This is a genomic window from Vulcanococcus sp. Clear-D1 (genome assembly GCF_014654725.1).
GTDB lineage: Bacteria > Cyanobacteriota > Cyanobacteriia > PCC-6307 > Cyanobiaceae > Vulcanococcus.
The window spans coordinates 26,021-51,030 of record NZ_JACVZV010000010.1; the positions used below are offsets into that span (position 1 = coordinate 26,021).

Here is a 25,010-nt window from a genome sequence, read left to right on the forward strand (position 1 = left end):
CCACTACGAGTAACAGACACCTCGACGCTTGCGGCCTTCCGGTAGGGCCTGCAAGAACGCGATCAGATCAGCAGTGGCAGCGGGGTCGGCCAACAGACGGGAGCAGTCCCGACAAAATCGGCTCCAGCATGGCCGCGCCAGCTGCCTTGTGCCTTACTTTCAGTCGGCCCTGTAGACCACCCCGCATCCGCGTATCCGTGATCGACTTGACATAAACATCAAAAGATGCTAGGAAAGATAAAGAGTCTGTATCACCTATGGCTGACGCGCTTTTCACAATTCATGGTGGCAGCGGCAGGATCAAAAGAGGCGCAAACGGCAAATACAAATTAATCATTAGCGACCTTGACGCAACACATTCCTGGTTCACTAACCGCCCCAATCGTCTGCAAGGGACACTCTCGACGCAAGAGATAACAGAAGGATGGGAGGGCTACTTTGGGAAGAATCCACCAAATTCTGTCGTCTCATTCCACGACGACAATGGCGCATTTAAGCGGATCGCTTTTGAGCAACTGAAACCAAGACTCAAAGACGAAGGCACCAAAATGGTGTCCCGCATGAAAATGCTCCCGAGCACAGCAGCACCAGAAGCCGAAGGCCAATCTCCATCCATGAATGGCCTTGACTATGATCCCGTAACAGGATTCAAGCTCAAGCGAGGCGAATCAGTCTCAATCAACGACCCCTCAGTCGTGGTAGACGATTTTACGCTAAGCCAAATCACGATCGTCAATAATTCATCTCAAAAGATGCAGGTTGATTACGTGATAGGCGAAATGAAGGCTGGCGCAATTCTGACATCGAGAGATCTTCCGGCTGGCACGAGTGTTGTGCTTACGGGCACAACACATGATAAGTGGGATGTATCGGCGAATGTCATGGTCTGGGAAAAGACCAGCTGGAAGAAAGGCTTGATCATTCAAGCTGACAATCCATGGTACGAAACGCCTCAAATTGAGATCAATATGACAGGCCGGTATTACAACTCAAGCCAATTCAAAAAAGATGTGTGGTATAAGCCAGGAGCCGGTGAAGATTGGCTGCTTCAGTCACCAAACCCTGTGCTCGACTTCAAATACCACAATGACAATCCAGGCGATGGAGACGGCAATAAGGCATGGACATTTGTATTCACGAATCAAAACCCATCCATTTAGCGCCGAGTAGCGGTAGAAGTCTAATTTTTGCTTCATTCACGAGCAGTTCACCCTCTCATTCATCGCAATCATGGCCAACACCAAGATCCCAGCCAACTCCCTTCTCCTCGCTCAGTTTTCTCAATTTCGGGTCAAGCAGCGCAAGCCAGATTCACGCAACTTCATGCTTGTTGCCAAGGGCGAGGAGATCAATACCGTCTGGTTTGAGGATCGCCCCCTACGGGGTTACGGCCATTTTAGTTTTGATGAAATTACCGGCAAAGCTGCGTGGAAAAAACTATTCAACGGCGACAAACCTAACAGTGTTCTTAGCGGACAAGGCAGGAGCCTTGTTTTTGAAACTGGGCACTTTCAGACGAGAGCCAACGGAACATACGCCTCTAGGATAAAATTGATTGGTGATCAAGCCAATCAGGATGTTATTACTGGGCAATGGAAGAAATCATCTCTATTGATTGATTCAACCTCTGCTTCCGAAGAAGACAGCAGTAACACCATTGTGGAAGGTCTTGCGGGCCTACTTGTTGTTGGCGGCGGCCTTGTACTTTACAAGAAGATTCGCGCCAATCGAGTACAAGAGGCCGCAGAAGAACAAATCAATGAATTAGATCAAAACATTGCTAACGCCGAAGACAATCTTGCCGACATGAAAGGCCAATTTGAAATCAATGAAGCAATTATAAAGGAAAATACGGCTAAGCTCAATAAGTTACAAGAACAGCTTAGTGCCTACCAAAAAGAGTTGGCCAATGCTGAAAAGCAGCTTGAATTAGCCAAACAATTTGGCGGCAACGAAGAAATCATTAAACTGTGGCAAGACGAAGTTAATGAGTGGCAAATGGATATTATGAGAATTCAAGAAAAGATAGAGCCAGTCAGTTCTGCGAACGAAGAGCTAATAGCTAAATCTTCGGACTTGCTGCAAGACATAAAAGACATCAGAGGCAATATTAAGATACTTGAAAACCAAAAAGAGGGGGTGCAAAAATTACAGACTATCATCGAAGAAGAACTTGAAGAAGATCTCGATGATGTGGCCAACGATGCGAAGCCCTTCGAAACCGAGGCCTTCAAAGACAATCAAGCGGCTATTGAGGGGGGAGAAATGCCAGAAGTGAGGCTTTTGGATCAGATGATTCTTGAAGACGCAAATGAATACGAAGCACAGCTAATAAAAGCCATAAAAGACCCTTTTGGCAGTAACTACACTGAAAGCATCGAAAACATCCTTAAGGACGTCATCTCCGAAGGACAAAATGAAGCATATGACGCACTTGCAAAAGCTACTTGCTCTGTGCCAGTTCTAGCAATGGGTGCCAAGCAAAAAGTCGCTGTAGGTGGTGGCTTTTGTACAGAGATTGAAGGTATTGATCCAGTCGTTGATCTCTATGCCGAGGAGTTCACAATCGAAGAAAATATGATCTTCAAAGGAAGTCATGTTTTCACCGAGTTTAGATCAGACTTGGCTGAAATAGGATATGAGGCAGAGATTGCTGAGCTTACCGAATTCGTAGCTGGTCCAGAATTTGCTGGTCAAGCCGGTGAGCTCATCGGCGCTTTCACAGAGGGAACTCTTGTAGCCGAAGAAGCAGTTGGTGCCCTCGACATCGCATCTATCGGCCTGGGTGGTGAGGCTTTTGTGGATGGCCTAGCATTGGAAGTTGGAGGGGATGCATTACTCGGCGAAATCGCGCTTGATATCCTTGAGATTGCTGTTATATTCTAACGATGCAACTCATTGTTAAGTGATGCCCAAGGGAAGCCTTTATTAATATTAATAGTGCATTTCACCAAGTAACAGTCTGGCAAGACTGCATTTCCTGCGTGTTCATTATGGTATCGCCTGCGATTTTAACTCTCCAATGGATAATGGCATCGTAGACGCATCGCTGATCGTCCCCGCCGCCGATGAGCTAGCTCTTGCTCTCCTTTAAAAGTATCCAATAATTAAACAAACGGTCAACACCTCCTCGCGCAACCTCGCGGGTCAACCAGCCATTGATGTAACGGCGAAGAGAGGAATCAGCACCTCCAACTAAAACAACTAATTCCGATGTTAAATCCCTGCCAAATGGTGTAATCAGGGTGGTGCGTGGATACATCACGGCCCAGGCCGCTCCCGATTCAGCCGATGTCAGCAAGCCATCAAATCGACGTTGACCTTCTGGCGAGAAGAAGTCTTCCTTACTCGAATTCGGCACCAGTGACACCTGCACAGGCCTGGACGGTCCCCCCAAATAGCGACCTAATTCCTGTTCAAGACCGCTGCTAATGATATCGGGGTCACGCACAGCAAGCACAACAGGCCGTTGCAGCTGCACAGCTTGGCCGTTCTGGAGCAACTTCACCTTCTCGTCTGGCACCACCAGTGCCAAATGCACCGGTAAATACCCACGGCTGAGCTCAAAGCGAATGGCACGTTGCGGGCTTGATTGAATACCCCCAGCCACAAGGTCGAGCCGCCCTTGCTTCAGCCATAACTCCAGTGTGCTGATGGGTGCCTGCAGCACCTCAAGCTTCACGCCCAGATCACGGGCGAGCATGCCCATTAAATCCATGTCAAAACCCACCAAACGTCCCTGTCGGTTGCGGTAAGCCCAAGGCAAGCCATCACTACGAATCCCAACCCGCAGTACTCGACGCTGCTTGATCGCTTCAAGGCTGACAGTCTCGATCGGTTGCTGTCCCGTGAGCTCAACCGGCGCACCGCCGCTGAGAGTGGTCGTCAGCGCCAGCAGACGCTGATCATTGCGATAAGTATCCCTCAGCGCAGCATTCAGAATCATGCGATTGGCAGAGCCAAGGCCAGCACACAGTCCAACCAAGGCAACCAATCCACACAGAAGCCGCTTGAAACGGGGTGCCCAGGCCCCAACACCTGAGGCATACACCAGTACAGCCAGAACCACCAGGCCTTCCAGGGAGAGCACTTTCTCAAAGCGATAAAGCCACTCACCATTGATATACACCAACTGCAAGAGGTCGATCGGCAACCCCAATTGCAGCAACTCCTGACGAACAACGGCTTTAATCCCAGACACGGAGGCTGGAATCGCCCGCAACAACATGCTCACCGTTGAGGCCGGCTCCAATGGTTGATCCACATACCAAGCCGCAAAGGGAATAAAGATCAGACTGGCCACCTGGCCCAACGTTGGCAAGGAATATCCCAAGGACACCAACGGCGCCAGCTCCTCACCCATGGCAACAGCAAGCCCGGCATCGGCGCGAGTTGCTTTTGGCAGAATCTCCTGAAGATTCGTCACCAACATGGGCAACGCAATCAGGAGATTAGCGCTACTGGCTGTTAAGGCCAAAGGCCCGCTGATCACACGCCAGAGCTGGGCTGGCGTCACCGGCGTCAAGGCCGTGACAGCCAGAAGAGCAGACAACGTGAGCAGAACAAAGGCAATCAAGCTAAGGCTCAGATACCCCTGCATGCGAATCAGATCATCAACGTCGAGGCTGGCGACATTGCGAGCGATCAACGCAAAGATCCCATAGGGGATCATCAAGACAACTAGCTTGTTCAAGCGCTTGAATAACGCCCTTATGACGGACAACGGCTTGAGAAGCTCATCTCGTTCAGGAACACCCTGAAGCAAGACGCCTAACAAGCTACTAAACAGAACAACGGCCGGAAAGTTATCCGCAGCGAGTGCTCCAAAGATATTCTCGGGTACATAGATTTTCAACAAGTCCGCCGATGCCGGCTTCTCAAAAAGACCGGCATGGAAAAACTCCGATGTCACCAACTGCGGCAGGAACAGTGGCAACACAACCACCAAGACCCCAGCCGCCAGCCACAGGCCCAGCAAAACCAAGCCACCACGCCGAGCGAGCAAAGGCAGTGTTCCGACCTGAAGTCGGCCGAAACCAACAATTAGCTCACAGATCAAGAAAGGCATCACAACAATCTGTGATGCCTGCAAAAACACCGTACCCACAGGCGTGAGCCAACCCGTCTGCGAAGGAGCCAATAGGCCAAACGCCGTACCAGCCAGCAGCATCAACAGACACTGATTACCAATCTGCTTCGGCCATAAAGCCAGAAGACGCGTCCATACGGGCTGAGCCGGTTGCTCGTTCAACACCTTCGGAAAATCTCACCGAAGGCCATGATGCCTGCCCCGCTCAAAAAAAACCGGGGCAGAGCGCCCCGGCTACGCATTCTCAATGGAATGCGATCACAGCTACGGCAAAACGGCCGATCAGGCTTCCTGCTTGATGTCCTGCAGAGCAGACACATCCACTTCCACCGAGGGGCCCATGGTGGAGGTGATGTAGAGGCTCTTCCAGTAGCGACCCTTCGCACCGCTGGGCTTGTTGCGGTCGATGGTCTCTTGGAGGGCCTTGAGGTTGTCGAGCAGCTTGGCGGCGTCGAAGCTGGCCTTACCGAAACGCACGTGCACGATGCCGGTGCGGTCGGCACGGAACTCGAGTTTGCCGGCCTTGAACTCGTTGATGGCGGAGGCCAAGTCGGTGGTGACGGTGCCGGCCTTGGGGTTCGGCATCAGACCACGGGGACCGAGCACCCGGCCCAGCTTGGCCACCTTGGGCATCATGTCCGGGGTGGCGATCAGCAGATCGAACTCCATCTCGCCCTTGGCGATGGTTTCAACCAGATCGTCGTCACCAGCCAGATCGGCGCCTGCGGCCTTGGCCTCGGCCACCTTTTCACCACGGGCGATCACGGCAATGCGGATGCTCTGGCCGGTGCCGTGGGGCAGCGCCACGGTGGTGCGCAGCTGCTGGTCGGTGTACTTGGGATCGATGCCGAGGCGGGCGTGGGCCTCAACGGTCTCGTCGAACTTGGCGGTGGCGTTGGCCTTCACCAGTTCCACCGCCTCCAGCGGGGAGTAGGTGCGGGTCTCAACCTTGCCAAAGGCGGCGGAATAACGCTTGGAAACTTTGGGCATGTCAGGCGTGGGGTGCAGGCGAGCCCAAGGGCTCTCCCCCGATAAGGGACAAGAAATGGAGTGGGATCAGGGTTGGGCAAGTGCCCGCTGATCTCAGTCCTTCACGGCGACGCCCATGTTGCGGGCAGTGCCTTCGATGATGCGCATGGCCGAATCAACGCTGGTGCAGTTGAGGTCGGGCAGCTTGGTCTTGGCGATCTCCTCGAGCTGTGCGCGGCTGATGGCGCCCACGGAACCCTTGGAGGAGGTGGCAGCACCCTTCTCGATCCCGGCTGCCTTGGAGATCAGCACGGAAGCGGGAGGGGTCTTGGTGATGAAGGTGAAACTGCGGTCTTCAAAAACCGAAATTTCAACCGGGATCACATAGCCAGCCTTGTCCTGCGTCCGAGCGTTGTACTCCTTGCAGAACGCCATGATGTTGACGCCGTGCTGACCGAGGGCAGGGCCCACCGGCGGCGCGGGGTTGGCTTTGCCGGCCTGGAGGGCCAGCTTGATCACAGCTACAACTTTTTTTGCCATCGTCCTGGCGGCTTGAGCAATCTGCGGATCCGCGACCCTAGGGCAGCGGGTGCGGCGGATCCCGGAAACCGGAACACCGCCTGTGGCCGCCCTCCGCAGGGAGACGGCCGCACCGGCATCAGCTCTGTTTGCTGATCTGGGAGAACTCGAGTTCCACCGGGGTTTCCCGGCCAAAGATCGAGAGCAGGGCCTTGAGCTTGTTGCGCTCGCCCGACACTTCGATCACCTCGCCCTGGAAGTCCTTGAACGGACCAGCCGTCACGAGGATCTGATCGCCCTCGGTGAGGTCGACCTTCACCACAGGCTTCTTCTCGGCGGCACGCTTGAAGATGCGATCCACCTCCGAGCGGCTCAGGGGGCGGGGCTTGATGTGCCCGCGGGCTTTGCCGGTGGCGCGGCGATCTTCAGCGCCCACGAAGTTGATCACGTTCGGGGTGCTGCGCACCGCCATCATCGTGTCCTCATCCAACACCATCCGCACGAGCACGTAGCCGGGAAACACCTTCTCTTCGGTGCTGGTGCGGCTGCCGTCTTTCTTGAGCTTCACCGCCGGGGTCTGGGGGATCTCGATTTCAAGGATGCGGTTGTCCACGCCCAGGGTCACGGCCCGCTGCTCGAGCGTGGCCTTCACCTTCTTTTCGCAGCTTGAGGCCACCTGCACGGCATACCAGCGGGCGATCGGCGCACGGCCTTCGGCGGCGGGCACGCTGAGGATTTCCGGACCTTCAGCCGCTTCGGCACCAGCCAGGCCTTCAGCGCCCAGCTCTTCAGGGCTCAGATCAACGTCGGACACGGGCAACGGCAAAAGGGGAACGAGAAATCAGCGGAACACCTGGGCATTCACCCAGCTGTAGAAGCGATCAATGGCGGCGATGGCGAAGGCCGAGAGGGTCACCATCAGAATCACGGCCACCGATTCGGCAAACAGCTGCTGGCGGCTGGGCCACACCACCTTGCGCAGCTCGGCCACGGTGCTGCCTACGAAACCGGAGGCGGCAGGTGGGTTCTCCGCGGCGGGCGGAATGGCGGGCTGATCGGGTTGTGGCTCAGTCGGGGTTTCCACCACAGGGTCCAGAAGGTGTTCGCAGAGCGAGGGCGCGCGCTGTTGCGCAAACAGCCACCCTACCGGACGTGATCAAGCCGTCCCGCCGATGGGGGTAAAGCGCAGCTCTCCTTCCGCCTCCAGCAGGCTCACTTGCACGGCAGCCGCCCCGAGGAAGCGCTCCTCGAGCAGCTCCGTGGCCAGGGGGTTTTCGATGCGGCGGCGCAACAAGCGGCGCAGGGGCCGTGCTCCGTATTCCGGCTCGTAGCCCTGTTGGGCCAGCCAAGGCACCACCGGTGCATCCACCTGCAGCTCCAGCCCCTGCTCCCGTAGCAGCGCCGCCAACTCGGCCAGCTGCAGGTGCACGATGCGCTGCAGCTGCTCGGGGCCGAGGGGCTGGAAGCGGATTACCTCATCAATGCGGTTGAGGAATTCCGGGCGGAACTGGCTGGCCAGGGCCTGCTCCACCTGCTGCTCCAGCTGGGCCGGATCACCACCGCTCCGGGCGTTGTCGAGGATGGCGCGACTGGCCAGGTTGCTGGTCATCACCACCACGGTGTGGCGGAAATCCACCGTCCGGCCTTGGGAATCGGTGAGGCGCCCGTCGTCGAGCACCTGCAGCAGCACGTTGAACACATCCGGGTGGGCCTTCTCCACCTCATCGAGCAGCAGCACCGCGTAGGGCCCGCGCCGCACCGCCTCGGTGAGTTGGCCGCCCTCCTCATAGCCCACATAACCCGGAGGGGCACCAAGCAACCGCGCTACGGCGTTGCGCTCCATGAACTCGCTCATGTCGAGCCGCACCAGCGCCTCCTCCTCATCGAACAGCGCAGCTGCCAGGGCCTTGGCCAGCTCCGTTTTGCCCACGCCGGTGGGCCCAAGGAACAGAAACGAGCCCACGGGCCGGCGCGGATCCTTCATACCGGCCCGGGCCCGGCGGATCGCCGCGGCCACCGCCGCCACCGGCTCCCGCTGGCCGATCACCCGCTCTCCCAGCCGCTGCTCAAGCTCCAACAGCTTCTGACGTTCACCTGCCATCAGCCGCTGGACGGGGATCCCCGTCCAGCGGGCCACCACATCGGCGATATCGCCCTCCTCCACCTGCTCACGCAGGAGCGATTGGCCGGCTCGCTGCTGCTCCTGCAACTGCGCCTCCAGCTCACTGCGGCGCTGCTGCACCCCGTGCAGCTGGTCGTACTGCAGGCGGGCGGCTTCCTCCAAATCCCCATCGCGCTCGGCTTCGGCAATCTGCAGCCGCAGGCTCTCGTCGTCGGCCAGCAGCTGCCGGAGCTCGGCCAACTCCTCACGCTCCCCCTGCCAGCGCTGCTGCAGGTCCTGCAGTTGGGCACTGGCCTGGCGGCGCTGGTCCTGCAGGGCCAGCCGCTCCGCATCCGGGGCACTCTCCGCAGACAAGAGGGCCAGCTCTACCCGCCGCAATTCGCTTTCCGCCTCTTCCACCAAGCGCGGTTTGGAGGTCACCTCCATGCGCAGCTGGGCGGCGGCCTCATCGATCAGATCGATGGCGGAATCCGGCAGGCAGCGATCGGCGATGTAGCGATCGGCCAGCCGCGCCGCCGCCACCACCGCGCCATCGGTGATCGCCACGCCGTGGTGCAGCTCGTAGCGCTCCTTCAGGCCGCGCAGGATCAGGGTGCTCTCCTCCAGCCCCGGCTCTTTGATCAGCACCTGCTGGAAGCGGCGGTTCAGGGCGGGGTCCTTCTCCACCGTGCGGCTGAAGTCCTCGGGGGTGGTGGCACCGATGCAGCGCAGATCACCCCGGGCCAGGGCTGGTTTCAGGATGCTGCCCGCATCACTGCTGGAGCGCTCCGGCCCCACCACGTTGTGGAGCTCGTCGATGAACAGGATCACGCCGGCCCCATCGCCTTCGGCGTCGCGCACCTCCTTGAGCACGCTGCGCAGGCGCTCTTCAAATTGCCCGCGGAACTTCGCTCCGGCGATCAGAGCGCCGAGATCGAGGCTGATCAGCCGTTGCCCTTTGAGCGCATCGGGCACCTCCCCAGCCACGATCCGCTGGGCCAACAGTTCGGCGATCGCAGTTTTGCCCACGCCCGGCTCCCCGATCAGCACCGGGTTGTTTTTGCCGCGGCGGGAGAGCACCTGCATCAAGCGGCGGATCTCGGTGTCACGGCCGATCACTGGATCGAGCTCGCCCGCACGGGCGGCGGCGGTGAGATCACGGCCGAACTGATCAAGGGCGCTGGGTTCCTGCTCCAGGCGGAGTTCGGAATCCGAAGCGTCCGCCGCAGGCGGCCGGGGTGCAGCGGCAGAGGCGGCGGTGCCGGAGGCGGCTGGAGCGCCCCGATCAATCCAGCTGTCGCTGGGCTGGGCGACCCGCGGCGCGGGAGGCGACGGCCGTTCCGAGCGTTGCTGGCGGCGCAACAGGTCTTCGCTGAGGCCCTGATCCGCCAAAAGCCGCCGGCCGAGGCGGGGTTCATCCAGCAGTGCCAGCAGGATCTGGGGGATGTCGATCAGGGGCGCACCGGCGGCCTGGCGGCACCGATCAGCACTATCGAGCAACTCCTCGAGGGCCTCACCGATGTAAAGCTCTCGGCCCGAGCTGGTGGGCTGCTCCGCGCAGACATCGTCGAGCTGATCGAGCAGCGCCTCCGGATCCAGAGGCAGCGGATCCATCCAGCTGGCGTAGCGCGCGTCGCTGAACAGCACCTGCAACAGATGCTCCACATCCATGTCGCCGTGGCGCCAGCGGCGGGCCTGCTCCTGGCTGGCGAGCAGCAGATCCCAGGCGGCATCACTGAAGCGATCCGGCTCCGTGGTGAGGCTGGCGCCGGCGGCGGGATTGGCGAAATCAGGCCGCATGGGCGCGGGAGCTCAGCTCGATCAGTTCCACCTTGTAGCCGTCGGGGTCTTCCACAAACGCAATCACCGTGCTGCCGTTCTTCATCGGGCCCGGCTCGCGCACCACCCGGCCGCCCTTGGCGCGGATCTGATCACACACGCCAACGATGTCGTCCACGCCGAGGGCGATGTGGCCATAGCCCGTGCCGATGTCGTAGCTGGTGGTGTCCCAGTTGTGGGTGAGCTCGAGCACGGTGGTGTCGCTCTCCTCGCCATAGCCCACAAAGGCCAGGGTGAAGCGGCCGCCGGGATAGTCCTTACGGCGCAGCAGGCGCATGCCGAGCACCTCTGTATAGAAGGTGATCGAGCGCTCCAGGTCGCCGACCCGCAGCATCGTGTGGAGCAAGCGCATGGAAGCCGCATCAGCCAGGCGCATTCTGACCAGAGCTCACCATTCGGTGCCAACGGGCACAAGAGGGGCGGCAGGGGCGACCCATAGGATCCCCACCAAGGACCACTGAGACACACCTAGGCCGCTGTGATCGACACCCTCGACCTCGTGATTGACACCATCGTGGCCAGGGAGGTGCTCGATTCCCGCGGCACCCCCACGGTGGAAGCCGAGGTGATGCTCGAAGGCGGTGCCAGCGGCCGCGCGATCGTGCCGAGCGGTGCCAGCACCGGCGCCCACGAAGCCTGTGAACTGCGCGACGGCGGCAGCCGTTACTGCGGCAAAGGCGTGCTGCAGGCGGTGAGCAATGTGGAAGAGAAGATCGCTCCCGCCCTCTGCGGCCTGAGCGCCCTCGATCAGGGCACCGTGGATGCGGCGATGCTCGAGCTCGATGGCAGCGCCAACAAAAGCGCCCTGGGCGCCAACGCGATCCTGGCCGTGAGCCTGGCCACCGCCCGGGCCGCCGCCAACGGCGTGGGTCTGCCCCTCTACCGCTACCTGGGCGGCCCGATGGCCAACCTGCTGCCGGTGCCGTTGATGAACGTGATCAACGGTGGCGCCCACGCAGCCAACAGCCTGGACTTCCAGGAATTCATGCTCGTGCCCCACGGCGCTCCCACCTTCCGCGAAGCGCTGCGCATGGGCACCGAGGTGTTCCACACCCTCAAGGGCCTGCTCAAGGACAAAGGCCTGAGCACCGCCGTGGGTGATGAGGGCGGCTTCGCCCCCGACCTCGGCAACATCGAAGCCGGCGAGCTGCTGGTGCAGGCGATCGAGAAGGCCGGTTACCGCCCCGGCGATCAGATCTCCCTGGCCCTGGATGTGGCCAGCACCGAATTTTTTAAAGACGGTCGCTATGCCTTCGATGGCGGCAGCTACACCAGCGCTGAGATGGTGGATCAACTGGCAGCCCTGGTGAGCCGCTTCCCGATCACCTCGATCGAGGACGGCGTGGCCGAAGACGATTGGGATGGCTGGGCCCTGCTCACCGAGAAGCTCGGCAAAACCGTGCAGCTGGTGGGCGACGACCTGTTCGTGACCAACAGCGCCCGCCTGCAGCGCGGCATCGATCTGGGCGTGGCCAACTCGATCCTGATCAAGGTGAATCAGATCGGTTCCCTCACCGAAACCCTCCAGGCGATCGATCTGGCGGGCCGCGCCGGCTACACCAGCGTGATCTCCCACCGCTCCGGCGAAACCGAAGACACCACCATCGCCGACCTGGCCGTGGCCACCCGCGCCGGCCAGATCAAGACCGGTTCCCTGAGCCGCAGCGAGCGCGTGGCCAAGTACAACCAGCTGCTGCGCATCGAAGACGAACTCGGCAGCCAGGCCGTTTACGCCGGCGCTGAAGATCGCGGCCCCCGCGGCAAGGCCTGATCGGCCACGGGGCAACTAAGCCTGCTCAGGATTGCCCCAACTTGTCGATGCGGCCATCGCGCCGCAACCGGGCCTGAAGCTTCAACCAGCTCAGGCCCACCGGCGCTGAAAGCACGATCGGCACGGCCGTGAGCGCCGGCCGCGTGCTGGCCGCCAACAACGCAGCCGACACCAACAGAGCACCCAGCAACATCGCCTGACCCGCACTTTGTTGGCTCAAGGCCACCCGTCGCAGCAGACGATCGGTTTCACCGGCGCGGATCTGCACCTGAAGGTCGCCCTGCTCGATCCGCGAGAGGCTGTCTTCCAAGCGCTGCGGCAGGCCGAGGGCGCGGCTACCCACCTCCACCGCCTGGCGGCCCAGCTGATTGAAGAGATCGTTGGGACCGTTGCCGGAGGCGCTCATCAGGGGCAGTAGGTAGGGGCGGGCAATCGCCACGAGGCTAAAGCTGGGATCGAGGCTGCGGCCCACGCCTTCAAAGGTGGAGAGCGCCCGCATCACAAAGATCAGCTCGGGCGGCAAGCGGAACGGCTGGCCGTAGACCAGCTCATACAGATCACCCGAGAGCTTCTCGATCACATTGACGGAGAAGGGAGGCGTGAGCGCTTCGGTGAGCATCACCCGCACGAGGCGGCGCACCGGCCCTGGATCAATGTCCGCCGCGATCACACCGGCAGCTTGCAGTTCGCTCACCAGGCCGCCGGCATCGCGAGCCGCAGCGGCCGTGACCATGCGGCCCAGGCGACTGCGCAGCCGCTGCGAGAGGCTGCCCACCATGCCGAAGTCGTAGTAGATCAGCGCGCCATCGCGGGCCACGGCCAGGTTGCCCGGGTGGGGATCGGCATGAAAGAAGCCGAAGCGCACGAGCTGCTGCAGGTAGCTGGCCGCTCCCTTTTCGGCCACCGCAGCCGGATCGATCCCGGCCTCGAGGATCGCCTCGCGATCGGTGATCTTGATCCCGGGCACGTAATCAAGGCAAAGCACACGGCGGGTGGTGAGCTCCCACACCACGGCCGGGATGCGAATGCCTGGATCATCCAGAAATTGCTGGCGGAAACGGGCCGCATGCTCGGCCTCCAGGCGGAAATCGAGCTCCCGCAACAACACGCGCCGGCACTCCTGGGCGATCGACACCCAATCGCGCCCAACCCCCCAGCTGGGATGGCGCTGCAACACCGCAGCCACCTGCTGCATCACCTCGAGGTCGAGCCGGAACAGCCGCTCCAACCCCGGCCGTTGAATCTTCAGAACCACCTGGCGACCGCTGCGCAGGCTGGCGCGGTGCACCTGAGCCAGGCTGGCTGCCCCGAGCGGATCAGGATCGAGATCAATGATTTCGGCGCAGCGCTCACCCAGCTCCTGCTCCAACAGCGCCTGGGCCGTTTGGAACGAGAAGGCCGGAACGCTGTCCTGCAGGCGCGAGAGCTCCTCCACCCAGCTGGCGGGAAGCACATCGGGGCGCGCCGAGAGCAACTGGCCCAGCTTGATGAAGGCCGAGCCGAGCGTGAGCAACTCGGCGGTGAGCCAGCGGGCGCGGCGTCGCTGCCGCGCTGCGCGGCGCTCTGCGGTAGCCCCACCGGGATAGCTCCAATCGCGGGCATCGAGCCAGAGCCACAGCAGCAACTGCACAACGGCAGCCCAGATGCGCAGCACCCGCGTGGCGCTACGTACGCCCTGCATCAAGGCAGGCATCAGGGCCTCTCCTCAAGCCGTCGTGCCACGCGCGCCACCTGAGCACGTAGCTGGTCGATTTGGTGTTGAGGATCCGCGGGCATGGGGTCTGAGGGAGGAGCGTCCGCAGGAGCCGCAGCCTCACCGCGCTCGAGGCGCTGGGCCTCGAGCTCCACCTCTTCACGGAACAGGTCCCATTCCTGGCGGAACCGTTCCGGCGCATCCTGGGCCAACACCGCCAGGCCCGCTGCCGCATCGGCCAGGCCACTGCCCAGACGAGCCGATAGCCGGTTCAGTGCTGCCTGCACAAGGGTCTGGGGTGTGCTCATGGCGGCCGTCCGGGCCGAGGCCAGGCGTGATCTGCTGAAACTGTGGCAGATCAGAGCTGGGGAGCGGGAGGCGGCGGGGGTGTGGATTGAGGCGGCGCTGTCGGTTCTGCCGCGGGAGCGACAGGCGCAGCCGGCAGCTCCGGCTCGCGCGGCGGTTCGATCTGATTCGCGCGTTGCAGCTCGGCTTCAGCCTGCTTGGCCGCTTCAGCGCGCTGCTTGGCCTCCTGCTCCTGTTGACGCTCTAGCTCTTGCAGCTCCCCACGGATTTCGGCCTGGGCATCGCCAAAGCGCAGCGTCAGGCTCTCCAGGCTGGTGCCGGGGAACACCTGCACATCAAACCCTGGGCCAAAGCGGATCAGCTCGGTGACGTTGAAGCTGAGCAGCCGCTGGGCGACGCCATAGGCGAGGCCAAAACACAGCCCAGCGATCAGAGGACCCTTCCAGATCTGCTGGGGGCGAGGCTGGGTTGGCTGCGACACTCTTGCCATGCGCGGCCCACATCAAGCCTGCAACTCTAAGCAGCGAAAGCCGCATTGGCCCGGGCGGCGAGCCGCGGGATGAACTAGCCCATGCAGGTTTTGCATCAACGCGGCCGGTCTGTGTGGGTGCCAAGAACTCAACAGAGCCAGCCGATCTCAAGGCTTAATTTCAGCATCGCGTGTTGGGGAAGGCAGTTGTGATCTCGCTGGACAACCTCGCCGCGCTTGATCACCTCATCTGGCTGCGCACCGGCCAACGGGCAGCCGAAGCGCTGGCCTGCGCACAGCCCACCGTGAGCCGCAACAGCCGCCGTTGCCTGGAGGTCTTCGGCCTGGAGCTGGCCCGCAGCCGCGGCGAATGGCGACTGGTCGGCGATACGGAGCTGCTCAACCTGGAGCGCTCCGTGCATCAGCAGTGGCGCTGGAGCCGCCGCTGCACCCTACGGCTCGAAGCCCAGCACTGGTCAGCACCAGGGCTGGATGGCCTAGACCTCACCAACTGGCAACGCGGCAACTTCAACCAGCTCGAGTACGAACAGCCCCACGCCCTCCTGAAAGACGGGGTGATCGATGCCTGGATCTGCTCAGCACCGGATGCACCGGTGCGTGACGGACTCACCGCCCTGCGGCTCACCACCATGCCGATGCATCTGATGGTGCCGGTGGGTCACCCACTGGTTGATCGGCGCGATCCGATCGCCTGGGATGACCTGTTGCCCTACCCGGTACTGCCTCTGCCCAATGGCAGCTTCCCGGTCTTTGAAGGCGTGCTGCGCCGATGCGGCCTCTTGCCCAGTGCAGAACGGGAACAGGCGATGAAACAAGCCCCCTGGTTTGGGCAGGTGCCGGTGGAGTCGATGCTGATCGGCTACTCGTCGCCGCTCACCCTGCATCTGTTTGGCGACGAGTGGGTACGCCTTCCGCAGCGTTTACCCGTAGACGTTGGCGATGTGCTGATGGTGCGTGATGCCTACCGCGATCACCCGCGCACCAAGGGCTTGTTCAACCTGCTGATTGATCACCTCAGCCGCCTGGCTGCCCCGCACCCTGAGGTGACCGTGCACCGCAGCCCCGTGGCTTACGTCGTGTAGTCGGCGTTGATATAGCACATTGCTCAGAACAGCTGCTATCATTGGAGTTTTGCATTCCTGAAAAGTGACACAGCCGTGACACAAGGCCTGTTGCCGCCCATCCCCTGACACAAACTTGACACACTCCTGCGTCGACCCACCGTGACCAAAAGCGAGGACGGAACACTTGTACTGAACAAGACAAAGATATTCAACGCCGAAAATTGCTATATCTACCAACGTGGAGGAACCAAGTCAAAATACTGGCAGTTTTATTATTGGGATTCAGAGGGAAGGGAAGGGTTCAGAATTAGAAGATCACTAAGGACCAAAGACTTTCTAACCGCCCAATCACTTGCCCAGAAAGAATATATCAACATCAAAGCAAAAATCCAGAACGAAGAGTCACTGCAAACGCTAACAGTCGGAGAAATGGCGAGGATATTTCTTGCCAAGAAGAAGTCTACAATAAGCTCGGCACCACACGCAGGGGTGACACCAGAAACTTATCGAGTGCTGAAGAATAAATGCAGGAAGTTAATTGACTACCTTGGAGAAAACACAAGAGTTGATCACCTCAAACGAAATGCATTTGAAGGCTATGAGCAGTGGCGAAGAGATGGACACGGAGGCAAGATACCTAAAACAAAAACAACAATCAAGGCTGAACTATCTACCTTTAAATCTGTTATTCAGAATATCGCAGTCAAAGATAAGAGAGTAATTAGCAATTCCCCAGACATCCCTGAGATCAAGGTACCTCGCACCGAAGCACGACACAGGAGGAATCACTTTAGAGACGACGAACTAAAAATACTACTTAGAACAATACATGAATGGAAAGAAGAAGATGTAATCAGGAAAACAGCAGGGCTTCACAGGAAAATAATTGCTTGCGCCATAGAGTTAATGCTGAATAGCGGAATTCGTGTTGGCGCAGCAAAGAAAATCAGATGGCGTGACATAAGAATTAATTCTAGAGACAGCCGAGAGCAGCAGAGGCTCTACAGAATTATTACGGTGCCGCCAGAGAATAACAAGACCGGCAAGGAATATGAATGCAATTGCGAGGTAGCACTTGTGCTGAATCGGCTGAGGACAGTTTCTAGCTTCACCAAGTCAAGTGACCTACTATTCTGCAATCAGAAAGACGGAAAATCTTTTTCTTCTAGGATTTGGGCAGATGCCTGGAACCAAATAATTGCTAAAAGCAAGCTTGAAAACGATACAGGCAGAAAGTTTTCGTACTACTCTTTAAGACACACCTATGCAACCATATCACTAGCAAACAAAGTTCCACTGCAACTTCTTGCATCAAACATGGACACAAGCACTAAGTATATTCAAGACCATTATTATCACCATGAGCCCGAAGGATTGACGGCGGAACTTAATCCTATAAAAAGAACGAGAAAACTAACAGGGGGCGAAATGTACAGCACATATGTTACGCCACAATGAATTCAATAAAAGGATGGAAATACGAGGGAAGGGAAAGCGATCAACTATTAGTATAAAAGATGACTGATATAGATTTGCGAACTCAAAAGATCATTCCTCCTCATACTTAGAGAATGAGGTGAGATAACTTTTTGAAGGTTCAACATTTTCATCCTCTGAGTATGATACAGCATAGACCACAGCTGTCTGAGAGCCCGAGGCACCGAAGTCCTGATTAATTGTTGAGGCTTCAGTTTCTCCAAGGTGCTTACCCAGCCACAGTATATCCTCAGGAGTTAATGAGCCAAATGGATTATCTTCATCTTGACGGTTAACCCAGCAAATAGGATCAAGAGAATCCCAATTGCAAGCCTGCACATCATCAACATCTATTTCGTACACTACAACTTTTGCAAAGTCAAAATTCATATCAAGCTCATCATCAAGCTTTGCCCAAAGAGACTCTTTATCATCATCCTCAAGGGAATCAAAAAGGCTTTCCATGCAAAAAGGCGGTATTCTCTACTTCTCCATCATAGCGCCTACCGCTAGAACAGGCAACCTACTAGAGAAACGGTCAACGATGCAGACAAACTCAAGAATAAATCAAATATAATAGAATTGCCAGAAAGAATGAGTCAGCCCCTAGAGTGAATGGCAGCTGCCAATTTCTCCCAAGACGCATGAGCCCCTTTGTAGTTACATCCAGGAGGTGCTGCCGAAAACGCACTTACATACTGATTAAATCCAACTTTACGCAACCTTCTTTGAGACTTTCCACCTAATGCGCATACAACAGCATTTGGAAACAACTTGATCTCCTCTAAGAGGTAATTTGTAACGCAAGCTTTTTCTATGCCAATAGGAATAGTGCCACTCTCCTTCTCTGCTGAGCAAAGGACAGAATCAGTCAAGAGAGACTTGCAGAGTTGCTGATCGAAAGTTAAGCCTGGAAAACACATATCTAGAATTAATCGTACCCTTTTATGAAACAGATCAGTCTGAGAGCGATAGCATTCTTCGGTATATCTTATTGAATCATCAAGAGAAGAAAACGACTCAGATTCATGCGGGTCTCCAGGCTCTGCAAAAATCAAAATCAGCTCAACTTCTTCTGGTTTTCCATTGGCACCACATATGCCTCTTGGAGCAAAACCCTTGGACGGACAGAATTTTATACTTTTGCATGATGACTCTAGGAGAGGGCAAGGAGACCAGGCTTGCTGCAAAAGCTTCAGCAGAGAGCTATTCATGCTAGACAGCAATAACTTAGTTTGAAGTATATCCCATCTGCTCTTTTCGTCAAGCGACAGGGTTGACAGCGCAAGGGACTAGCGCTATAATAAGTCTGCCAGGCTTCAGACATATTAACTAAAACCTATATAAATAGTATTGACGCAATGCTGTCAGGCCAATATTCACATATTCTATCCAATTTGGGTCAAGCAGATGCCGCTCAGTTTGTTTAGAAGTAAATATTTTCCTTGCCAGGACAGGGATTACCTGGAGGTTATTGGTGTCTCCAATGAAACAGAGGATAACTCCAGAATCAATCATTAAGCCTTTTTCAGGTAAGTCTCCAGCATCCCCTCCTATTATAATACATAAAGAATTAATGTTATATCCTCAATTGCAGTATGACCCAAATGAAAACCAACAGCAAAGGAAAAATAGCCAGAAATTGGCTTTTGGGTAGCCAGTCATTAAATCAACACTTAAGAAGCTTATCGTCAAAAGGATTTTGGAGCCAGGTATTCAAAGAATACATCTCCTACCAATTCGATTCGGTTTTTAAACCATCATACTTTGGGACTATCTGCTGGACACCATTCTTATTTGAATTTAATGAAGCAGTGAAGGAGACAAGCCACTTTAAGAATAAGTTTCTTACGGCTTTATGCGACTGCAAGTTGTATCAGATACCACATTTACCAGACAGGCCTAGAATAATCTTTTTCCATGAGACAAAAGAAACTCTAGTCAATCCAACATCTTCTAATCCGAAGTACAAACGTGCCCTGCATACCCATTTTCACCTAGAGGGCTCTGACAAGATTCCCGATGTTCATTATCTCAATATGCTTATCCAGGCCAAAGTAAGGCCAGGATTTGACAGGCTAAAACGGAGAGATACTGCCTTACATAAGGCTATTGTCATCCAAGATTGGATTAGAGATTTTCATGCAGACTATAATCTGAAGGACTTCTGCTCTAATAGATATCGCCAAGATGGTGACTTAGTGATCGACTACAAGAACTCCGATCTGGGATAAGTACTCAGATGCAGAATCAATGAATTTATTTGACTTTTAGGTTTCCAAGGCCTCATATAGCCAATCTTGGATTACAGGTTCAGTTTCTAGGGTTTTTCTGGTATTTTCACTGGAGTTTAGTGGGGTTCTGATTCATGTACCTGCGGAATGCCCTTTGGCCTAGTTTCCGCATCATCTCTAGAGCAAGGCGGGAAGCTATATAAATAGTAGTGACTTCAGGATATTTACGCCTATAGCATAGTTCTGCAGTCGTCAAAGAATTCAATCTATCGAAATCCAGTATGCAAACTATCTATCGCAAGGGATTGGTATTTCAGGTAAGTTTAAAGTGCAGGGAATCCGAGAGACTTCTCCAGCAAAGGAATGAGTTGATGGACTACTATAAAATGGATTGCTCTGGCTTGATAAAGCATTTGATCTCAAAGGAGCATTATTCAATAAGAAGGCAACTTAACTTGGTCTGATTATGCTGAGCTCAGAAACCAGAAAGATCATCAGGAAGATCAGGGAGACCTGCAAAGATCCATTGACCAAGAAGCCAAGCTTTAAGTCAGACGATGAAGTTATTGAATTTGCAATAATGAGCCTAGATCTCAAGATGCGTTGACGTGATCCTTGAGAATCCTCTGGACAGTGGCCAGAGACAGACCTGTTTGATCACGAATAGATCTGTAAGACTCACCTTCATCACGCAGTCGGACCACAAGGCGTTCCTTTTTGTCTGAGGTCTTTGGACGGCCACCAAGGTTGCCACCAGTTCGTCTGCGGTGCTCTACAGATTCTCTGGTGCGCTCCTGGATCAGAGAGCGTTCAACCTCTGCAAGGCCCGTTAGCAGGCCAATGACCAATGGCGCCAGCTTTCCAAGACCACTGGTATTGATCAAGCCATCCAAGGTGCGGACATAGACCCCTTGGATCTGAAGCTCGTTGAGTCGGTTGATTACTTCGACTTGTGATCTCCCAAGTCGATCCAGCTTTGACACGACTAATTCATCACCTTTCTGCAAGAAGTCAAGACACTTTCGTAACTGGCTGCGCTTTTCCAGTGGTGCTCTTGACGAGACCTTCTCAGCAAACACCTCGCTGCATCCTGCGGCCCTTAACTCTGCGATCTGGGCCTCAGTGTCTTGATGGGCTGTTGAGCACCTTGCGTAGCCAATGGATTGCCCCATAGCTCAAAACCCAGTGGGTATCCGAACAGAGCAATCATACAGTGTTTCTGGTACGCATTTTTCTTTGTATGCACTTGCATTTAGATCGTGCTAAGAACCCCTGCGTTTTCATACACGGCTGGACACTCAGCGCAGCCAAAAGGCCGCCAAGCCCCAGGAGCTCTCCACTCGCAATGGCCATAAAGCCGCTTAGCGAGCCCATCGGCCAGCCAATCCCCACGCCCCAGAACAAAAAGACCGCTATCGAGCAGCCCAGAGAATGGGCATAATCGGTGACACAGCTGTGACACAGAGATTTTCAGGCTCTTAGAAGCACTGCAGCACAAGGGATCTTGACTAGGTAGTGTAATCGGCGTTGATCCGCACGTATTGATCGGAGAGGTCGCATCCCCAGGCGCAGCCGCTGCTGGAGCCAGCGCCAACCTGAATGCGAATCAGCACCGTGTCGTCTTTGAGGTAGGCACCAGCCGCCCGATCGCGCATGTAAGCCGAAGCCGAGGGGCGATCGAAGGCGAGGGGTTGGCCAGCCGCCATCAGCTGGTGCTCACCGAGCCACAGCGCTACCGCATCAGGATCCATCGGCACGCCGGCGCGGCCGGCGGCGGCCACGATGCGGCCCCAGTTGGGATCGCGGCCGTGCACGGCGCACTTCACCAGGGAGGAGCCACAGATCGTACGGGCGATGGCACGGGCAGCGGCGTCATCGCTGGCGCCCTCCACCTGCACCTCGATCAGACAGGTGGCACCTTCGCCATCCCGAGCGATGGCTTGAGCCAGGTGTTGCGACACCGCTGTCAGGCCGGCCTCCAACGCCTCGTAATGCTCGGGGTTCAGGGGCTCACCGGCTGCAAACGCCAGGTACGTGTCGTTGGTGCTGGTGTCGCCATCCACCGTGATCGCATTGAAGGAGCGATCCACCGCCCGCTTCACCATCGCCTGCCACACATCGGCCGGCACGCCGGCGTCGCAACTGAGATAGCCGAGCATGGTGGCCATGTTCGGGTGAATCATTCCCGAGCCCTTGGCCATGCCGCCGATGCGCACGCGGCGGCCACCCAGCTCGGCCTCAAGAGCGATTTGCTTGTCGATGAGGTCGGTGGTGAGGATTGCCGTAGCGGCAGCGGAACCACCCTCAGGGCTGAGCGCTTCAACCAAGGGATCAATCCCCGCCAAGAGGGTGTCCATCGGGATCGGCACGCCGATCACACCCGTGGAGCAGATCAGCACCTCCTCGGCCGTTAGCCCCAGACGATCCGCCATGGCCTGGGTGGCGCGCTGGCTATCGATCAGGCCCCGATCACCGGTGCAGGCATTGGCCTGGCCGGAATTGGTGAGCACCGCCCGGGCCCGGCCTCCGCTGGCCTGCAGCCGCTCGGCGCACAGATCCACGCAGGCGGCTCGCACCAGTGAGGTGGTGAAGGTACCGGCGCAAACGGCGCCTTCCGGCGCCAGCACGAGGGAGAGATCAGGCTTGCCGGAGGCCTTCAGGCCCGCCGTGATGCCGGCGGCGAGAAAGCCTTGCGGGGCCGTGACGCCGCCGGAGATGGGCTGCCAGGGATGCGTCACGGCGGGCGCTGCTTACTCGAATCCTGCGATTCTGAGCGCTGATGGCCCACTCGCCTGTGGCAGAGATGCCCGCCTCACCGCGCTGGAGCGGTCCACAACGCCGCATTGGTCTCACCGGCGGCATTGCCAGCGGCAAAAGCACCGTGGCCCGCTGGCTAGCCGAGCAAGGGCTACCGGTGCTGGATGCGGATGTATTTGCGCGGGAAACGCTGGCGCCGGGAAGCGCTGGGGCCAAGGCCGTGATCGATCGCTACGGCGAGGCGGCTCAAACAGCGGGGAGCGCACCAGCTGCAGCTGTGATCGATCGCGCTGCACTCGGGCGAATCGTGTTTCGCGATCCGCTGGAACGGCAATGGCTAGAGGACTTAGTGCATCCGCTGGTGCGCGAGCGATTCGACAGGGAGCTTGCAGCGCTCAAGGCAGCTCCGGCGGTGGCACTGGTCATCCCACTGCTCTTCGAGGCGGGCCTCGAAGGCATGTGCAGTGAGGTGTGGCTGGTGGACTGTGAAGCGGAACAGCAGCTGCAGCGCCTGATGGAACGCGATGGCCTCAGCGCCGAGGAGGCCCAGACCCGCATCGATGCTCAATGGCCACTGCAGTGCAAACGTGCACTGGCAGATCGCTTGATCGACAACCGGAACAACGTCAAGGTGCTCAACAGTCAGCTCATGCAACTGCTCAACACACCGTTGGAGTACCTGTGATCAACATCACAGCCAGCCTTGTGCCCAGTCATCAAGAGATCCTCTGATTTTGGCGAGGTTGTGTTCATCGAGAGGGGAACACCTCTCCACACTCCTCACCAAATAACCGTCATGTCTGCTCTCTTCGCTCAAAAAACCATCACCGGTTACGCTGCTCTCGCCGTTGCGGCTGCTGGCACTGCCCTGCCTGGCTCTGATGCCAAGGCTGCTCCGCTGATCTTTGATTGCTACAGCCGCAGCACCAGCGATCTACTGGTGAAATCAGCCCTGGATCTGAGCAACGAAAATCTGGCTTGCGTTCAGAACGGTGTTGGCACTCCAGTCTCCTATGTGCCGGCCGCTCCTCAGCAGGTCTATGTGACTCCCGCACCCGCTCCTGCTCCGTCAGCTGGTTCCTCCTTCTTTGGCAGCATGCTCGGTGGCGCCATTGGCGGCGTGATCGGGAATGCCATCAACGGTGGCAACCGCACGACTGAAGTTCACCACCATCACCAACAACGGCCAGCGGCTGAGGCGTCTCCAGCGAAGTCCCAGGTCGATATCTGCAGGATGAATCCCAAGCTCTGCATGATCGTGCGCTGATCCTCGGAAAGGTCATGAAGCCCTCGAGCCTTTGGCTCGAGGGCTTTGTGTTGCTGGCGGGCTCATCGTTTGATGAGGGAGCCGTGGTCAAAACCAGTCAAGCGGAGTGCACTGAGCTGACGACGCCGAGAGGGTGGTGGTGCAGCCTGAGATGGTTGGAATGAAGAGATGGGTCCGCAGCGTGGCGGATCTCCCGGCCCAGCAGGGCTATGCGGCCTTGACGATCAATCCCGTCTGGTGAATGGCTCCCGACCCGAGGGCAGTGATGACGATGAAGGCTTGGCCTTAGGCCAAGAGCTTTGTGGCCAAGTCAGGGCTGAACCATGCCTCTCTGATGTGGCTGCGGCGGCGATCGAGATCCGTTGATGCCACGCATGCGCTATTCGGGGGGCGCTGTGAGCAAGATCACAGCTGCGAACGAGGTGGGTCAACAAGTCGGCCGTTGAACCGGGCGAGGGTGTGCACATCGGGAGGGGAACACCTCCCCCTCAACTCCTCACCCCTTAACCGTCATGTCTGCTCTCTTCGCTCAAAAAACCATCACCGGTTTCGCCGCTCTCGCCCTTGCCGCTGCCGGCACTGCCCTGCCTGGTTCTGATGCCAAGGCTGCTCCGCTGATCTTTGATTGCTACAGCCGCAGCACCAGCGACCTGCTGATGAAATCAGCCCTGGATCTGAGCAACGAAAACCTCGCCTGCGTTCAAAACGGCGTGGGCGCTCAGGTGTCGTATGTGCCGGCTGCTCCTCAGCAGGTGTATGTCACCCCAGCTCCTGCCCCTGCTCCTTCTGCTGGTGAGTCGTTTTTCGGCAGCATGCTTGGCGGCGCCATCGGCGGCGTGCTCGGCAATGCCATCAACGGTGGCAATCGGACCACCGAAGTGCATCACCACTACGACCGAGGCCAAGACCAACTTCAAGACACCATGGATCGTGGTGGTGCGACCTCTGAGCCACAAAAGACCGCCAGGAATTTTCTCCCTCGCGGCATGCACGCCCATAACCCCGTTCAGCGCAAGTCGATTGCTCTCCCTGATGGCTTGAAGCCATCAGGAAAACTGACCCTGCCTGGGAACAAGAATCTCGAACGCCAGAGCAATCCTTCTGGCGCTTCCATTTCCAACAACCCCTCCAACTCCTCCAAGCCTTCTGGAGTCGTGTTGCCCGGTGGCACGAAGATTGGTGGCCTTAACCCTTCCCTGGGCAAGCTCGGCAGTCGTCTTCCGTTCTGATTCAGCGAGAGCTACTGATCCCCCAGGTCGTAACGACCTGGGGCTTTTGATTGGTTCGAGGCTGCGTCACCCAGAGAGACAGTGAAACTGACCTTTGACAAGCAGACGCGAGCTAGGGATTGAGCCCATCACTCTCGGGAAGAACACCTCGTCCTCTATTGGCAATCTCGGCAACATTGCATTCCAGGAAGCGGAGATCTGGGAGG

General features: G+C 57.5%; 23 protein-coding genes. 9 read left to right on the forward strand and 14 right to left on the reverse strand.

Translation table 11 applies throughout. The features are described from left to right. The first annotated feature begins 257 nt into the window (after window positions 1–257). Both H9532_RS03110 and H9532_RS03115 read left to right on the forward strand, forming a co-directional pair. Window positions 258–1,160: a hypothetical protein gene (locus H9532_RS03110; protein ID WP_296365717.1), complete on the forward strand. Its 903-nt coding sequence runs from the start codon at window positions 258–260 to the stop codon at window positions 1,158–1,160. 70 nt (window positions 1,161–1,230) lie between these two features. Beyond that, on the forward strand, window positions 1,231–2,886 hold the full coding sequence (locus tag H9532_RS03115) for a hypothetical protein (protein WP_296365718.1): 1,656 nt from the start codon (window positions 1,231–1,233) through the stop codon (window positions 2,884–2,886). 187 nt (window positions 2,887–3,073) lie between these two features. Here H9532_RS03115 and H9532_RS03120 read toward each other — a convergent pair whose 3' ends face one another. From H9532_RS03120 to gloA, 7 genes are all read right to left on the reverse strand, one after another. Further along, window positions 3,074–5,251 (reverse strand): cation:dicarboxylase symporter family transporter, encoded by a 2,178-nt coding sequence (locus H9532_RS03120; RefSeq protein ID WP_296365719.1) that lies wholly within the window; start codon window positions 5,249–5,251, stop codon window positions 3,074–3,076. A gap of 120 nt (window positions 5,252–5,371) precedes the next feature. Next, window positions 5,372–6,079, reverse strand: a complete 708-nt coding sequence (gene rplA, locus H9532_RS03125; RefSeq protein ID WP_296365720.1) for a 50S ribosomal protein L1 — start codon at window positions 6,077–6,079, stop codon at window positions 5,372–5,374. A 93-nt stretch (window positions 6,080–6,172) separates the two neighbouring features. Continuing rightward, on the reverse strand, window positions 6,173–6,598 hold the full coding sequence (rplK, locus tag H9532_RS03130) for a 50S ribosomal protein L11 (protein WP_296365721.1): 426 nt from the start codon (window positions 6,596–6,598) through the stop codon (window positions 6,173–6,175). 118 nt (window positions 6,599–6,716) lie between these two features. Continuing rightward, a complete protein-coding gene (gene nusG / locus H9532_RS03135) occupies window positions 6,717–7,313 on the reverse strand; it encodes a transcription termination/antitermination protein NusG (protein ID WP_296365796.1) in 597 nt (198 codons plus the stop codon). A gap of 105 nt (window positions 7,314–7,418) precedes the next feature. Then, complete coding sequence (gene secE / locus H9532_RS03140; RefSeq protein ID WP_296365798.1) at window positions 7,419–7,622, reverse strand: preprotein translocase subunit SecE; 204 nt, start codon at window positions 7,620–7,622, stop codon at window positions 7,419–7,421. 111 nt (window positions 7,623–7,733) lie between these two features. Then, complete coding sequence (locus H9532_RS03145) at window positions 7,734–10,478, reverse strand: AAA family ATPase (protein ID WP_296365722.1); 2,745 nt, start codon at window positions 10,476–10,478, stop codon at window positions 7,734–7,736. Beyond that, complete coding sequence (gene gloA, locus H9532_RS03150; protein WP_296365800.1) at window positions 10,468–10,869, reverse strand: lactoylglutathione lyase; 402 nt, start codon at window positions 10,867–10,869, stop codon at window positions 10,468–10,470. The genes H9532_RS03145 and gloA overlap by 11 nt, the downstream gene beginning before the upstream one ends. 126 nt (window positions 10,870–10,995) lie before the next feature. Between gloA and eno the strand changes: the two genes are divergently transcribed. Beyond that, complete coding sequence (eno, locus tag H9532_RS03155) at window positions 10,996–12,288, forward strand: phosphopyruvate hydratase (protein ID WP_010305456.1); 1,293 nt, start codon at window positions 10,996–10,998, stop codon at window positions 12,286–12,288. Window positions 12,289–12,313: 25 nt separating this feature from the next. Here eno and H9532_RS03160 read toward each other — a convergent pair whose 3' ends face one another. Genes H9532_RS03160 through H9532_RS03170 form a run of 3 tightly spaced genes read right to left on the reverse strand, consistent with a single transcriptional unit; the run spans window position 12,314 to window position 14,768 of the window. Next, window positions 12,314–13,981 carry an AarF/ABC1/UbiB kinase family protein gene (locus H9532_RS03160; RefSeq protein ID WP_296365723.1) on the reverse strand — a complete coding sequence of 556 codons (1,668 nt, stop codon included), beginning with the start codon at window positions 13,979–13,981 and terminating at the stop codon, window positions 12,314–12,316. Further along, window positions 13,981–14,289, reverse strand: a complete 309-nt coding sequence (locus tag H9532_RS03165) for a hypothetical protein (protein ID WP_296365724.1) — start codon at window positions 14,287–14,289, stop codon at window positions 13,981–13,983. Before H9532_RS03165 ends, H9532_RS03160 begins: the two co-directional genes overlap by 1 nt. Window positions 14,290–14,339: 50 nt before the next feature. Then, the gene (locus H9532_RS03170; protein ID WP_296365725.1) at window positions 14,340–14,768 is read right to left on the reverse strand and encodes a hypothetical protein; all 429 of its coding nucleotides are present in this window, start codon (window positions 14,766–14,768) and stop codon (window positions 14,340–14,342) included. Between the two features lie 182 nt (window positions 14,769–14,950). Between H9532_RS03170 and H9532_RS03175 the strand changes: the two genes are divergently transcribed. Together H9532_RS03175 and H9532_RS03180 are read left to right on the forward strand one after the other, a co-directional pair. Next, window positions 14,951–15,859, forward strand: coding sequence for a LysR substrate-binding domain-containing protein (locus tag H9532_RS03175; RefSeq protein ID WP_296365726.1), 909 nt, complete (start codon window positions 14,951–14,953; stop codon window positions 15,857–15,859). A 141-nt stretch (window positions 15,860–16,000) separates the two neighbouring features. Further along, entirely contained in the window at window positions 16,001–17,299 is a 1,299-nt protein-coding gene (locus tag H9532_RS03180) for a site-specific integrase (protein WP_296365727.1), read from the forward strand. Window positions 17,300–17,389: 90 nt separating this feature from the next. On the opposite strand, the gene H9532_RS03185 is transcribed toward H9532_RS03180, so the two are convergent. Together H9532_RS03185 and H9532_RS03190 are read right to left on the reverse strand one after the other, a co-directional pair. Further along, window positions 17,390–17,782 carry a hypothetical protein gene (locus H9532_RS03185; protein ID WP_296365728.1) on the reverse strand — a complete coding sequence of 131 codons (393 nt, stop codon included), beginning with the start codon at window positions 17,780–17,782 and terminating at the stop codon, window positions 17,390–17,392. Between the two features lie 134 nt (window positions 17,783–17,916). Further along, window positions 17,917–18,531: a hypothetical protein gene (locus H9532_RS03190; protein ID WP_296365729.1), complete on the reverse strand. Its 615-nt coding sequence runs from the start codon at window positions 18,529–18,531 to the stop codon at window positions 17,917–17,919. A 393-nt stretch (window positions 18,532–18,924) separates the two neighbouring features. Here H9532_RS03190 and H9532_RS03195 point away from each other — a divergent pair, with 393 nt between their 5' ends. Next, a complete protein-coding gene (locus tag H9532_RS03195; protein ID WP_296365730.1) occupies window positions 18,925–19,551 on the forward strand; it encodes a hypothetical protein in 627 nt (208 codons plus the stop codon). Window positions 19,552–20,144: 593 nt separating this feature from the next. Here H9532_RS03195 and H9532_RS03200 read toward each other — a convergent pair. Both H9532_RS03200 and argJ read right to left on the reverse strand, forming a co-directional pair. Next, window positions 20,145–20,723, reverse strand: a complete 579-nt coding sequence (locus H9532_RS03200) for a recombinase family protein (RefSeq protein ID WP_296365731.1) — start codon at window positions 20,721–20,723, stop codon at window positions 20,145–20,147. Between the two features lie 336 nt (window positions 20,724–21,059). Continuing rightward, complete coding sequence (gene argJ, locus H9532_RS03205) at window positions 21,060–22,289, reverse strand: bifunctional glutamate N-acetyltransferase/amino-acid acetyltransferase ArgJ (RefSeq protein ID WP_296365732.1); 1,230 nt, start codon at window positions 22,287–22,289, stop codon at window positions 21,060–21,062. A gap of 41 nt (window positions 22,290–22,330) precedes the next feature. Between argJ and coaE the strand changes: the two genes are divergently transcribed. The 3 genes from coaE to H9532_RS03220 all read left to right on the forward strand — a co-directional run bounded on the left by coaE (window position 22,331) and on the right by H9532_RS03220 (window position 24,804). Further along, complete coding sequence (gene coaE / locus H9532_RS03210) at window positions 22,331–22,993, forward strand: dephospho-CoA kinase (RefSeq protein ID WP_296365733.1); 663 nt, start codon at window positions 22,331–22,333, stop codon at window positions 22,991–22,993. 111 nt (window positions 22,994–23,104) lie between these two features. Beyond that, a complete protein-coding gene (locus H9532_RS03215; RefSeq protein WP_296365734.1) occupies window positions 23,105–23,575 on the forward strand; it encodes a hypothetical protein in 471 nt (156 codons plus the stop codon). Window positions 23,576–24,087: 512 nt separating this feature from the next. Further along, on the forward strand, window positions 24,088–24,804 hold the full coding sequence (locus tag H9532_RS03220) for a hypothetical protein (protein WP_296365735.1): 717 nt from the start codon (window positions 24,088–24,090) through the stop codon (window positions 24,802–24,804). Window positions 24,805–25,010 lie beyond the last annotated feature (206 nt).

Bases quoted from the DNA above. Each gene is read 5' to 3' on its own strand.
- H9532_RS03110 (WP_296365717.1), top strand. From the start codon at position 258: ATGGCTGACGCGCTTTTCACAATTCATGGTGGCAGCGGCAGGATCAAA.
- H9532_RS03115 (WP_296365718.1), top strand. From the start codon at position 1,231: ATGGCCAACACCAAGATCCCAGCCAACTCCCTTCTCCTCGCTCAGTTT.
- rplA (WP_296365720.1), bottom strand. From the start codon at position 6,079: ATGCCCAAAGTTTCCAAGCGTTATTCCGCCGCCTTTGGCAAGGTTGAG.
- rplK (WP_296365721.1), bottom strand. From the start codon at position 6,598: ATGGCAAAAAAAGTTGTAGCTGTGATCAAGCTGGCCCTCCAGGCCGGC.
- H9532_RS03145 (WP_296365722.1), bottom strand. From the start codon at position 10,478: ATGCGGCCTGATTTCGCCAATCCCGCCGCCGGCGCCAGCCTCACCACG.
- gloA (WP_296365800.1), bottom strand. From the start codon at position 10,869: ATGCGCTTGCTCCACACGATGCTGCGGGTCGGCGACCTGGAGCGCTCG.
- H9532_RS03160 (WP_296365723.1), bottom strand. From the start codon at position 13,981: ATGCCTGCCTTGATGCAGGGCGTACGTAGCGCCACGCGGGTGCTGCGC.
- H9532_RS03165 (WP_296365724.1), bottom strand. From the start codon at position 14,289: ATGAGCACACCCCAGACCCTTGTGCAGGCAGCACTGAACCGGCTATCG.
- H9532_RS03185 (WP_296365728.1), bottom strand. From the start codon at position 17,782: ATGGAAAGCCTTTTTGATTCCCTTGAGGATGATGATAAAGAGTCTCTT.
- H9532_RS03190 (WP_296365729.1), bottom strand. From the start codon at position 18,531: ATGAATAGCTCTCTGCTGAAGCTTTTGCAGCAAGCCTGGTCTCCTTGC.
- H9532_RS03195 (WP_296365730.1), top strand. From the start codon at position 18,925: ATGAAAACCAACAGCAAAGGAAAAATAGCCAGAAATTGGCTTTTGGGT.
- H9532_RS03200 (WP_296365731.1), bottom strand. From the start codon at position 20,723: ATGGGGCAATCCATTGGCTACGCAAGGTGCTCAACAGCCCATCAAGAC.
- coaE (WP_296365733.1), top strand. From the start codon at position 22,331: ATGGCCCACTCGCCTGTGGCAGAGATGCCCGCCTCACCGCGCTGGAGC.
- H9532_RS03215 (WP_296365734.1), top strand. From the start codon at position 23,105: ATGTCTGCTCTCTTCGCTCAAAAAACCATCACCGGTTACGCTGCTCTC.
- H9532_RS03220 (WP_296365735.1), top strand. From the start codon at position 24,088: ATGTCTGCTCTCTTCGCTCAAAAAACCATCACCGGTTTCGCCGCTCTC.